This is a genomic window from Mesorhizobium sp. Root695 (genome assembly GCF_001428185.1).
Lineage (GTDB): Bacteria > Pseudomonadota > Alphaproteobacteria > Rhizobiales > Rhizobiaceae > Mesorhizobium.
Map to the genome: position 1 here is coordinate 260,063 of NZ_LMHO01000012.1, position 12,707 is coordinate 272,769.

The window sequence follows — 12,707 nt, forward strand, 5'->3', positions numbered from 1 at the left end:
CGAAATTCCTGGTGATCAGGCGACCACGGCTTCGCCGGAGGCGGCCATGATCTGCTCTTTGGTGGCGTTGGCGCCGAATTCGGCTGAAATCCTGCCGCGCCGCATGACGACGATGCGGTGGGCAATGCTGAGGCACTCGTTGACCTCCGAGGTCGAGAAGACGACCGCCAGGCCCTGCGCGGCGCGTTCGCTCAGCAAGCGGAAGACCTCGGCCTTGGCGCCGACATCGATGCCGCGACTCGGCTCGTCGAGGAGGATGACCTTGGGATTGGTCGTCAGCATCTTGCCGATGACCACCTTCTGCTGATTGCCGCCCGACAGCGATCCGATCATGGCGTTGCCGCCAGCGGTCTTGACGGTCACCTTGCGGATCGAGTCTTCGACCAGCTCTCGCTCCCTGGAGCGGGACAGAAACAGCCCCCTGGCGAACGCTTCGATGCTGGCGAGCGACAGATTGCGGCCGACGGTCATCGTCTGCACCAACCCGTCGCGTTGGCGGTCCTCGGGGACGAGCACGAGCCCTCTGGCGATGCGCTGGGCTATGCTCAAGGCCGAGACGTCCTCTCCTTCCAGCAGCGCGCGCCCGCCCGCCATCGGCACCCGTCCGGCGATGGCTTCCAGCAATTCCGTGCGCCCGGCGCCCATCAGCCCGTAGATGCAGACGATCTCGCCTGCCCGAACGTCCAGCGACAGGTGGTCGACGACGGAATAGCCTGAGCCTGAGGTGTCGACGACGCTGACATCCTCGATCGACAAGGCGACCCCGCCGAACGCATGGCCGGTCGGTGGCGAGCCGAGATCGAAATTCTCGCCGACCATGTTGCGCACGATCCACTCGAGATCGATATCCTTGGCTTCGGCCGTTGCCGTTATCGCGCCGTCGCGCAGGACGACCGCATAGTCGGTGATCTGCAGGGCTTCTTCGAGGTGATGCGAAATATAGACGATGGAGACGCCGCGACTGGTCAGGTCGCGGATCACCTTGAACAGCACCTCAACCTCTGTTGCGCTAAGCGCCGAGGTCGGTTCGTCCATGATGAGGATGCGCGAATCGACCGACAGCGCCCGGGCGATCTCCACGATCTGCTGCTGGCCCAGGCGCAGATCCTCGACCAGGGTCATCGGGTCGATGTCCTCTTCGAGATCGGCCATCAGCGCGCGCGCCTGGCGCGATTCTTCGGCGAAGTCGAGGCCGGTCCTGGTGCGCAGTTCACGGCCCATGAAGATGTTGTCGCGCACGCTGAGATTCGGAGCCAGGCTGAGTTCCTGGTGGATGATCGAGATGCCGCGATCGCGCGCGTCCGAGGATGATGAAAAACTGACGAGATTGCCGTCGAGCACGATGTCGCCGGATGTCGGCGTGACCACGCCGGACAAGATCTTCATCAGCGTCGACTTGCCGGCGCCATTCTCTCCGAACAGCGTTGTGACCTTGCCGCGATGGATGTCGAAATTGACGCCCTTGAGTGCATGAACGCCGCCATACGACATGACGATGTTGCGCGCCGAAAGCACGGCTTCGCCAGTCGCGGGCTCGGTGCCGGACGCCGCTTTCATTTGATATCCAGCCTCACGGGAGTGACCAGCCAACTCTTCGGGTTGACCAGCTTAAACGCGCCGACCACCGATATGGTCTTGCCGGTCAAGGCGGTCGTATCGAGCTTTGCCAGGACTTCCTTCTTCATCTCGTTGTTAAGCGCGGAACCGGCGTCCTGGTATTCGATCTGGTTGGTGAACTGGCCGAATGTGATCTTGCCGGTGGCGTCACGAAGCTCGGTGCCGTTGATCGCCGGCCCCGTCTGGACGCGGATCATCAGCGTGTCGGGCACGCCCTCGACGGCGACCTTGTAGATGCCCGATTTTCCTTCTCCGACGACGCCGGTGAACTTGACCGAGATGACCGGTCCGACGCCCGCAGGCACGCCGTATTCCTTCTCGGCCGTTGCCCTGTCCTTGGCGATCGCCGTCGCCACCGTCACCGCGTCGACGGCGCGCGCCTCGACATCGGCCTGAACCTTGGGAAATTCCGACTTGCCGTAGTCAGCGGCGGAAAACACGGCACTGCGGACATCGCCGGCGGAGCCGATCCTGACCACCTTGGTGTCGAGCGCCATGGCGCCGAGCAGGACGACAACCGCGGCGCCGGCAAATGCCCGGCGCAAGCCGGGCGATGCCGGCCTTGTCGATGCGGTGGCGGCCTTCGCGCTCATGACGCAACCGCCAGCGAGGCAGATCTGCCGTTGTCACACATTTGACGATCCTCCGTTCACATGGCGCTTCGCACCATTGGATTGGTTTTGTTCGACAAGGGCACGGGCGGTGCTTTCATCAGTGATCAGGCCGCTCAGATAACGACTTTCGAGCACCGCCTTGATGGCGAGCACTTTCACCTTGCCGCCGGCGACGGCGACGATCCTGCGGCCTTTCAACTGGTCCCGCGGCAGCGCCAGAATTCTTTCCGACAGCGCCGTTTCCACAGGGCGCCCCTTGTCATCGAAGAAGTGGGCGAGCAGCTCACCGACACCGCCATCGCGTTTGACCTCATCGATTTCGGAATGTTCGATCATGCCCGTGGCGACCAGCGAGGCTTCTCGCTCGGCGGTCCCTATGCCCACGAACATCAGGTCGGACCGGCTTGCGAGGTCGAAGACATCGCTGATGCCGCGCTGGCCAAGCAGCACCTCGCGGTCCTCGGCAGTGTTGGCGACGAAGGGCACGGGCATCACATAGGCCTGTGCGCCGGTCCGCTCGGCCAGCCGATGCATAACGTCATGCGGGTTGGCCGCGAATTTGCGCGTCACACCGCCAAGCAGCGAGACGAAACGGATATGGGCGGCGGCGGTGCGCGTCAGATACTCGACACTTGCGGCAAGGGTGCGGCCATGGCCGACGCCGATCAGCATGTCCTCGCCGCGATCGATCTCCCGCTTCAGGAACTGCGCGCCGGCGATGCCCAGTCCCTTCAGCGGCAGGTCTTCCTGGTCGAGATCCGGAACCACCTCGCAATAGTCGAGCCCGTATGCGGCGGTCAGGCGCTGCTCCAGCTCCACGCACTCGGCGACGTCGCCATCGATAAAGACCCTGACCAGGCCGTCCTGGTTGGCCTTGGTGATGAGCCGGTGCGCCTTGAGGCTGGTCAGGCCGAGCCGCTTGGCCACCTGGGCCTGTGTGAGACCCCCGGCATAGTGAAGCCAGGCCGCGCGCGTGGCGAGGCTGGATTCATGGTCGCGGTTAGCGGTTCCGCCGGATTTCAAGCCATCTCCTCCCTGAGATGATATTATTATCTTTGTGTGCAAAAATTTTCACATCTCTGCATCGCTGTCAATCCCTCGCCGGATTTGGCGCATACGCCTGCGGGGAATTCACAGGCCTCGCCCCTCCCCGATATGCCGGCCTGCCGGCGTTCGGCAGGCAACATCGACCTATTTGGAGGTAGGTATGTTGCTCGATCATACTGTTGTGTTAACTTAACGTCAATCTGTGTTACCTCCTGCTGACACCAGCGGAATTGCACAGATCATCACCATCTTACTTTGCATCAAATGTTTGTTTTTGATGGATAATATCGGCCACAAGAAAAATCCCAATCTGTCTGTGACTTGTGGATGCCGTGAAATCCATGGGCAAACCGATCGAATTGCCTTGGGGAGAGCATCGGCGACGGAGTGATCAGTCCAGCCGCATCAGGTTCCGGCCCTCGAGCTCCACAATTGCGGCCTCGACTTCCTCTGCAAGGCGCTCGGCGCTCCAGCCCAGCGCCCGCCCGGCAATCGCCGCAATCTCCTGCAGATCCCGGCCTGTCAGCGAACCTGATATCGCCAGAGTGCTGCGGCGCATGACGATGTCAGCCAGATGTTCGACGAACTCGTTGCGGACGATGTAGTCAATTTCCGACCAACTGTAGCTTGCCGAATCCGGCAGCCGACCCTCATCGCCCGACCCATGCCCGGCGATCTGCGTGGCTCTGGTGCCATATCGCGACAGCAGCTCGTCGAGACGCCGTTCCTCAGCACCCGTCTGCGAGTAAGCCAGCGCCAGCCAGGCTGCTCGCGCTGCCGCATCGGCGGGGAAATTCCTGCCGCCACCGATCGGCATCATCTGCGTCGTCACCTTGCGGCTGCGCTGGAGACGGCCGAGCACGGTGTCGGCGACTTCTTCGGCGAAGCCGCGAAAAGTCGTCCATTTGCCACCGACCAGCGAGATGACCGCGAAAGGTCTGTTCCGGTCCGGCTCGGCGACCGGCGCCGAGTGATCGCGGCTGATCAACCCGGGCAGCGATGCATCCGAAGCCGGCAGCGGCCGGATGCCGCTATAGGCATAGACGATCTGGTCACGCTCGAACGCCATTCCCGGCAGCAGCGTCCGGACGCTGTCGAGCAGGTATTCGACTTCGTCAGGCTCGCAGCGCACCTCGTCGGGATTGTCGGCCTTGATGTCGGTGGAGCCGACCAGCGCCAGGCCGAGATAGTCGTAGACAAGGCAGATACGGCCGTCATCGGCCTCGAAATAAAGCATGCGCCCGGCAAGGCTTTTGACCAGTTCGTCGTTTTTCAACAGGATGTGCGAGCCCTTGGTGCCGCCGATCATCTTCGATGGCGCGCCAAGCAAATCGTTGACATCATCGATCCAGGGACCAGCGGCATTGACCACCAGCTTCGGCCGCACCGAAAAGGCCCCGCCGTTTTCCGGCTGGAAGGTCAGCACGCCATTGGCGGACTTCACCAGCGCCGTGTAGTTCGCGCTGGCCGAGGCCGCGTTTGCCTCCAGCCCATCGAGGATCAGTTCGAGCACCAGCCTTTCGGGGTGGCTTATCTTGGCGTCGTAATAGGTGCCGGTGGCGACGATCGAGGGGTTGAGCGCCGGCATCTCGCTGAGCGCCTGGCGCCGCCCGACCATGCGGTGGCGCGGCATGACCTGGTTTCGCGAGCCATAGAAATCATAGATCATCAGGCCGACCTTGATCAGGATGGCGCCGCGGCTGCGCGGCGCGCTGGTCGAGCCGAACAGCGTCCGCAGCGCCGCCAGCATGCCCTTGCTCCAGGAGAAGATCGGGATGACGGTCGGCAGCGGGCTGACATAGTGCGGCGCGTTCTTCAAAAGCAGATTGCGTTCGAGCGTCGACTGCGCCACCAGCCCGAACTCGCCGGTTTCGAGATATTTCAAACCACCGTGAATGAGCCGCGATGGCGCGGCACTGGTGCCTGAGCCGAAATCCGCCTTGTCGACGATCAGGCAGCTGACGCCTTGCTCGCACAGATCGCGAAACAGCCCCGCTCCGTTGATGCCGGCGCCAAAGATGACGACGTCGACCTCGCCGGTCCCGGCCATGGTGGCCAAACGCCCGGCGGGGTTTTCCGTAAATGTTCCTTCAACTGGGCTCATGGCGCTTTCGTCTTGACGATGCGCAGCCTTACGCCGGCCCGTTCGAGGGCTTGCGCCCGCGCATCCCCCAAGCCTTCGGTCGCCAGCACGACGTCGAAGCTGGTCAGATCGTCGAAGACATGCAGGGCGATCCTGTCGAACTTGGCATGGTCGACCAGCAGAATGCGCTTGACCGATGCGGCCATCATCGCCTGCTTGACCCGCACGACATTGGGGTCCTGGATGAAGGCCGTGGTTCCGGTGATGGCCGAAGCCGAACAGATCAGCACATTGGCGCGCAGCTGCGCCACGGCGTTCTCGCAGACGATACCGATATAGGCGCTGTAGGTGCTGTGGTACTGGCCCCCGAGACAGATGAAATCGAGTTCGTCGACATTGGTCAGCAGTGACGCCGTCGCCACGGAGTTGGTGATGACGGTCAGCGGCTTGACGTCGAGCAGCAGCGTGGCGACGGCGTTTGCCGTCGAGGAATCGTCCAGCATCACCACCTGGCCAGCCTCGACATAATCGAGTGCTGCCCGCGCCAGCGCATCCTTCTCGGCCCGGTTGACCGTCACCCGGTAGCGGAAGGCGCTTTCATAGAGGCCGGAAGGCTGAACCGTCACCGCACCGTGCAGCTTGCGCAGCACACCCTGCTGCGCCAACCGGTCGATGTGTCGGTGGATGGTCATGCGCGATACGCCGAAATGCTCGACCAGATCGTCGATGCGCACCTGGCCGAGCTTGATCACATAGTCGGCGATCTCTTCGCGTCGTTCGTCGGCCTTGATCATGCGGTTCCCCCAGTGTCTGGCCGCGCCAGCTTCTCGATCTCCGGCCAATGCGGCTTGAGCGCACCGGCTATGCGGCCATAGAGGGAAAAACGCTCGTTGAACACAGCACTCGAGGCCGGCACTGGCTCGTATTGGCGCGCCGTCATTCCGACCTGCCTGGCGCCCTGTTGCGGCGTCGCGAACATGCCGACCGCGGCACCCGCGCAAAGGGCAGCGCCAAAGGCCGCCGCCTCGTCGGTCGAGGTGACGATAACCGGGGCGTTCAGCACATCGGCAAACATCTGGACGAAGGCCGGATTGCGCGAGCCGCCGCCGGTCAGGCGGATCTCGCTGATAGCAAAGCCTTCGCGCAAGGCTTCGACATGGGTGCGATGGTTGAAGGCAATGCCCTCCAGAACCGCCTTGAGCATATCGCCGCGATTGTGCCAGCCATGCAGGCCGACAAAGCTGCCGCTGGCGACATCGCCAAAGGGGGAGCCGAACAGATAGGGGTGAAACAGGATGGTTGAGGACTTCTTCAGCGCCGCGTCGATCTCCGCCGCCAGCAAGTCGTGAATGGAGCCAACATCGACCGATGTCTTTTCCTGCTCCGAGCGGCAGAACGTGTCGAGAAACCAGTCGTAGTTCGCGGTCGAGGCGGGCGAGATCGCCATGTTGTTCCAGCTACCTGCATCGATGGCGTTGCGGCAGAACCAGCGCGGGTCGACGCACGGTTTTGAAGAGACGACTTCGTTGATGGAATAGGTCCCGGCGACGATGGCGAGCACGCCCTCCTCATGGCCGCCCATGCCAAGCGCCGAGGCGGTCACGTCATGCAGTCCGCACGCAACCGGTGTTCCCTTGGCAAGGCCGGTCATTTCGGCGGCCTCGGCGGTGACGTGGCCGACGATTTCAGCCGAATGCGCCATCGGCGGCAGCGCGTCGAAGAGATCGTCCAGTCCGAAGATGCGCATCGCTTCCGGCGCGTAGTCCTGCGTGCGGAAATCCGTGAATGAGGTGCTGGCCTCGGTACGGTCGGTGCCGATCGTGCCCGACAGGCAAAAGCGCAGCCAGTCCTTGCAGGCCAGTATATGCCCGATGCAGCCATAGCGGTCGGGTTGGTTCTTCCTGATCCAGGCCAGCAGCGCCGACGGCGCCGAGACGTGCGGTGCCTGGCCGGTGCGCGCCAACGCGTCTTCGAAGACCCGGTCCGCCGACCATCGTTCGACGATCTCGCCGGCACGGCTGTCGAGCGACAGGATCCCAGGACCCAGCGGCCGGCGACCCTTGTCGAGCAGATAGAGACCGTCGCCATGCGCGGTCGCGGCCACCGCCCTGATGTCGTCTGCCGGGCGGCCACACAGGGCGATCGCCTCCTTGATTGCGTCGGCGGTCGCTTGCCAGAGGCCGGCCATGTCGCGCTCCACCCAGCGGGCATGGGGCATCGACTGCGGCACCCGCCGACGCGCCACGGAGAGCTGCGTGCCATCGGCATCGAAGATCACCGCCTTGGTGACCGTGAGACCGTTATCGATTCCAAGCAGACTGGGCATGGTCACCGCCTCTTTCAGCGACTGGCGATGCGCACTGCAAGGCAATCCTGCAGGCTGGGGCAAGGGTGACAGACATAGCGACGATCGACGAGCAACGGTGATACAAGTGCAGTGGGTACCTTGCGGATCAAACGAACCATATCGCGCTGTTAATTTAACGTCAATATGTGCGACAATGATGTTGGCATCGATAAAAATTTGCCTGCCGTCAGAGATGTCACTATATCAAACTAACTAATTTTATTGATATTTTCCGCAACTAAAATATCCCATTCAAGGCGTTCATTCAGCCTGCGGACACCATAGAACCGAAAGGCACCGCGATGTTTTGGCGCTTGGCCATCGCCACGCCAGACCAACCAGCTCGATGCTGGGGAGCAAAAGTCCGGCAGCCCTTCGGACCGGTGCCGGAAATGTTCCGAAAACCAAGGGCGGCTTCGCCGAAGCCCCCTGCTTCCTGTCAAAGGTTAGTTGCGTGTGGAAGTGGCTGACGAAGGCGCGGGGCGCTTCCTCTAGAGTTGAGACTCGATCGGAAGGCAGCGAACCAAAGTCGCCATGATACGGCGAAGAATTCCCGCTTCGGGTTCGTGGATATAGTTCTGGAGTCTGCCTTCGTCGCAGCCATGCCAGTGTAGCACATTGTTTCTCAGCTCGAGCCTATAGCTCGCTTCCGGTGATATCTCTGACTGGAAGCGGTGCCGCAGTTCAGCGACCATCTTCTCATCCTCGAAAAGCACGCCCATTTCCGAGTTCAAAGATACAGACCGCGGGTCAAAATTGAAGGAGCCGACGAAGCCCGTCTTGTCGTCAACGCTGAAAGCCTTGGTGTGCAGACTGGCACCCTTGGACCCGAATACCGAGATCTTCGGTTGCCGGCTGAAGGGCTGAAGCTCGAAAAGTTTGACGCCGTTCCTGAGCAATCGCTTGCGATAGTTCGCATAAGCTCCATGCACTGCGGCGACATCCGTGGCTGCTAGGGAATTGGTCAAAACCGCGACGTCCACACCGTTGCCGACAAGATCCGACAGGGTCGCGGACCCTCTTTTGCCGGGGATGAAATAGGGGGAGACGATTTCCAGGCAAAAACGCGCCGACTGAATGATGGGGAGCAACTCCTTCATCAGCCAACTGCGACGTCTCCAGCCACGAACCTTCTCTGGAGGGTCAGAAATCACCCGAACGCGTTCCACCCAATGGACGTCGTTGCTGGCCGCAATGAACTCTGCGATGGACCCTCGATCACCAATTCCGTTCAAGAGCGGTGACTCTGTATCAGCTTCGCTTCCTTCAAATAGATTGGCATTCGCAATCTGCGTGGCCGAGCCGAGCTCAGCAATTGATTTTGCGTCTTCGCAATTCCAAAAGGCCTCGAATATTTGGGCGGTTTGCTGCACGGCGGGACCTAGCATCAGCACGTCGAGGTCGCGGAAATTGGTTTCTGCAGCATCAAAGTAGGCATCGCCAACGTTGCGCCCGCCGACGATGGCGAGGTTGTCGTCCGCGATCCACGCCTTGTTGTGCATTCTGCGAGTCAGTGCAAAAAGCCGCAGGAGAACTTCTATACTGCGCGCGATGCCGCGTGATCTGACTCCGCTCGGATTGAACAGCTTCAGATCGATATTTGGGTGGCTGCTCAACGCTAGATACGCAGAATCGTTCGTCCGCGGGTTCACATCATCGAGGAGCATTCGCACGTGAACACCCCGCTGAGCGGCGCGGAAAACTTCCTGCAGAAGCAGGCGCCCGGTGTGGTCATCATGCCAGAGGTAGTACATGAGGTCTAGGGTGCGAACCGCGCTTCGTGCCGCCAAAACGCGCGTGGCGAAGGCATCATAATTGTCCGAGATGAGCAGCAAGCCGCTCTTGCCGGCCTTGATATTGTCGTCCTTTGCTTGGGCGATGGAGACATCCATAAATTGGCTACCTGTTGGCGGCGATCGAAAGCCGCCCTTGCTTAGAATCAAAGCAAGAACCTCCGAGGAGCGATCTGGTTGCAAGGAAGCCTTTAGAGGCCCTACATTCGCCTGAAGCTACTCGAAGTGGTAGGTAAAGCCCTCCTTGGAGGCGCCGACCGTCACCTTCGTCATCTTTTCGCCCTCGAGCGACCGGTTCAGCACGCCACGGCTCAATTCCGGCAGAAGCGTGTTGGTCAGGATGGCATCGATCATCCGTCCGCCGGATTCGATCTCGGTGCAGCGGGCCTTGACCAGGTCCATGACCCCATCGCCGATCACCAATTCCGCGTCGTTGGTCGCGCGCAGCCGGCGAGCGATCTTGGCGAACTGGTGGCGGGTGATCGCTTCGATCATCGAATCCGAGAGCGGGTAATAAGGAATGGTCACCACCCGGCCGAGAAAGGCCGCTGGAAAGACCTTCAGCAACGGGCTGCGCAGCGCGGTGTCCAGATCGTCGAGCCCTGCCCGTAGCGTGCCATTCCTGGTCCGATCCATGATGACTTCGGAGCCGACATTCGAGGTGAGCAGGATCAGCGTGTTCTTGAAATCGATGCGCCGGCCCTCGCTGTCGTCCATCATCCCCTTGTCGAAGACCTGGAAGAAGATTTCGTGCACGTCCGGATGCGCCTTCTCGACCTCGTCGAGCAGGATCACCGAATAAGGCTTGCGGCGGACCGCCTCGGTCAGGATGCCGCCCTTGCCGTAGCCAACATATCCAGGCGGCGCCCCTTTCAAGGTAGAGACCGTATGCGCCTCCTGGAATTCGGACATGTTGATCGAGATCAGGTTCTGCTCGCCGCCGTAGAGCGTCTCGGCCAAGGCCAATGCGGTTTCGGTCTTGCCGACACCCGAGGGGCCGCAGAGCAGGAACACGCCCACCGGCTTTTCCGGCGCGCCGAGCCCGGCGCGGCTGGTCTGCACCCGCCTGGCGATCATTTCCATGGCGTGATCCTGGCCGACCACGCGTTCGGACAGAGTGCTGGCCAGCCGCAAAGCCTTTTCGGTCTGGCTCGACAGCATCCGCCCCGTCGGGATGCCGGTCCAATCCTGAACCACCGCCGCCACGGCGTTGCGGTCGACCGACGGCAGGATCAGCGGCGTCTCACCTTGCGCCTCGGCCAGTTCGGCCATCAGTTCGCGCAGCCGGGTGAGATCGGCGGCCGGATCGGGTGGAGGGGCATCGGTCGCCGCCTGTGCCTCCACATCGGCCTTGGCTGTTTTGGTCTTGGCCGGTTTGGTCTTGGGCGTTTCGCTCTTGGGCGGCTGAGTCTCAGCCGCGCCCGCGCCTGCCGTTTCGCTATTGGTCTCCGGCGTCTCCACCGCATCGAGCGGGACACCTTCGCCGCGCAGCCTGGCTCGCAGTTCGAGTATTTCGGCAACGAGTGCCTTTTCCCGGTCCCAACGCTGCTGCGCGGCGGCCAGCGCAACTTCGGTTTCGGCTAGCCCGGTGTCGACCCGTGCCTGCCGATCGTTCACCTCGATGCCGATCGCGGCCTCGCGACCGATGATGCCGCGCTCGACCTCCAGCGCCTGGCGGCGGCGCATGATATCCTCGACCTCGGCCGGCGTGGCGTGCTGTGATATGGCGACACGGGCGCAAGCGGTGTCGAGAAGGCTCACCGCCTTGTCAGGCAGTTGCCGCGCCGGGATGTAGCGATGCGAGAGGCCGACCGCCGCCTCGATAGCCTCATCCAGTATCTGCACCTTATGGTGCTGCTCCAGAACGCCGGCCACGCCGCGCAACATGAGAACGGCCACCGCCTCCGAAGGCTCGTCGATCTTGACCACCTGGAAGCGGCGGGTCAGCGCCGGATCTTTCTCGATGTGCTGCTTGTATTCGGCCCAGGTCGTTGCCGCGATCGTACGCAGTTCGCCGCGCGCCAGCGCCGGCTTCAAGAGATTGGCCGCGTCGCCGGTTCCAGCCGCACCGCCTGCGCCGATCAAGGTGTGGGCCTCATCGATGAACAGGATGACCGGTGTTTCGGAAGACTGCACCTCATCGATGACAGCCTTCAGCCGCTTTTCGAACTCACCCTTTACGCTTGCACCCGCCTGCATCAATCCGACATCGAGCATGCGCACACTGACGCCTTGCAGCGTGGGCGGCACGTCGTCCGCGGCAATGCGCAAGGCAAAGCCCTCAACGACCGCGGTCTTGCCGACGCCGGCCTCGCCGGTCAGGATCGGGTTGTTTTGCCGGCGTCGCATCAGGATATCGACGATTTGCCTGATCTCCGGATCGCGGCCGACGACCGGATCGATCTTGCCGTCGCGGGCGCGCTGGGTCAGGTCGGTGGCGTATTTCGCCAGCGCCGAATCCCCGCCCGGAGGCCGCTTCGGCGTTTCGGCTGCGGCAACCGCTATGCCTGCGCCGGCTTCGAGCGAGCCCTCCATCACATCGGCGAACCGCGTGATGACCGCGCCGGCGTCGATCTTGTCAAACTCGCCGCTGATCTTCGATAGCAGGCCTTCCAGCACCGGGGTCTTCAGGCAGGCAAGGAGAATATGGGCGCTGCGGACTTCCTCGACGCCGAACTCGAGCGTTGCCAGGTTCCAGGCTTCCTGGATGGCATGGAAGATATGGTCGGAAAATTCCTCGATCGATGTTGCGCCGTAAGGCAGCTTGTCGACGGCGCGGGTCATATCGGCCGTGAGCCGGCTCGCATCCACGCCCGCATCGGCGATTATCATTTGCACATCCGAACGGTCGGAAAGCACCAGTTGCTCGATGAAGTGGACGAGCTCGACGTAAGGATTGCCGCGCAGTTTGGCGGTGTCGGCTGCGGCCTTGAAGGCGCGCATACCGACAGGATTGAGCTTGCCGACCAGTTCCTTGCGTTTGAAGGTCTGCGATGACCGGCGCTGTTCCATCGAACGTGCTCCTGCAATCTGCCAGTCGATAACCTGCCACATAAGCCGCCACTTGACAAAGCGCGTGGTGGACAGCGCCCTTCCATTTGTGGAAAGTACCGCACCATCGGCTGCAAACAACCACGTAATTGCCCGCCTCCGTGTAATGCATTTCACATACTGGGTCGGCAATCTAGCCGAGGGTTTCGGCACCC

General features: G+C 62.0%; 8 protein-coding genes. All 8 read right to left on the reverse strand.

Annotated features, from left to right (window positions below):
• Window positions 1-15: 15 nt before the first annotated feature.
• The 8 genes from ASD99_RS14310 to tssH all read right to left on the reverse strand — a co-directional run bounded on the left by ASD99_RS14310 (window position 16) and on the right by tssH (window position 12,513).
• Window positions 16-1,557 carry a sugar ABC transporter ATP-binding protein gene (locus ASD99_RS14310; protein ID WP_056581782.1) on the reverse strand — a complete coding sequence of 514 codons (1,542 nt, stop codon included), beginning with the start codon at window positions 1,555-1,557 and terminating at the stop codon, window positions 16-18.
• Complete coding sequence (locus ASD99_RS14315; RefSeq protein WP_057144024.1) at window positions 1,554-2,210, reverse strand: DUF2291 family protein; 657 nt, start codon at window positions 2,208-2,210, stop codon at window positions 1,554-1,556. The genes ASD99_RS14310 and ASD99_RS14315 overlap by 4 nt, the downstream gene beginning before the upstream one ends.
• A 33-nt stretch (window positions 2,211-2,243) precedes the next feature.
• A complete protein-coding gene (locus ASD99_RS14320; RefSeq protein WP_056581784.1) occupies window positions 2,244-3,254 on the reverse strand; it encodes a sugar-binding transcriptional regulator in 1,011 nt (336 codons plus the stop codon).
• A gap of 415 nt (window positions 3,255-3,669) precedes the next feature.
• On the reverse strand, window positions 3,670-5,382 hold the full coding sequence (locus ASD99_RS14325) for a glycerol-3-phosphate dehydrogenase/oxidase (RefSeq protein WP_057144025.1): 1,713 nt from the start codon (window positions 5,380-5,382) through the stop codon (window positions 3,670-3,672).
• Complete coding sequence (locus tag ASD99_RS14330; RefSeq protein ID WP_056581786.1) at window positions 5,379-6,155, reverse strand: DeoR/GlpR family DNA-binding transcription regulator; 777 nt, start codon at window positions 6,153-6,155, stop codon at window positions 5,379-5,381. Before ASD99_RS14330 ends, ASD99_RS14325 begins: the two co-directional genes overlap by 4 nt.
• Complete coding sequence (locus tag ASD99_RS14335; protein ID WP_057144119.1) at window positions 6,152-7,687, reverse strand: FGGY-family carbohydrate kinase; 1,536 nt, start codon at window positions 7,685-7,687, stop codon at window positions 6,152-6,154. The genes ASD99_RS14330 and ASD99_RS14335 overlap by 4 nt, the downstream gene beginning before the upstream one ends.
• 512 nt (window positions 7,688-8,199) lie before the next feature.
• Complete coding sequence (locus tag ASD99_RS14340; RefSeq protein ID WP_057144026.1) at window positions 8,200-9,600, reverse strand: phospholipase D family protein; 1,401 nt, start codon at window positions 9,598-9,600, stop codon at window positions 8,200-8,202.
• 117 nt (window positions 9,601-9,717) lie between these two features.
• Entirely contained in the window at window positions 9,718-12,513 is a 2,796-nt protein-coding gene (tssH, locus tag ASD99_RS14345; RefSeq protein ID WP_057144120.1) for a type VI secretion system ATPase TssH, read from the reverse strand.
• Window positions 12,514-12,707 lie beyond the last annotated feature (194 nt).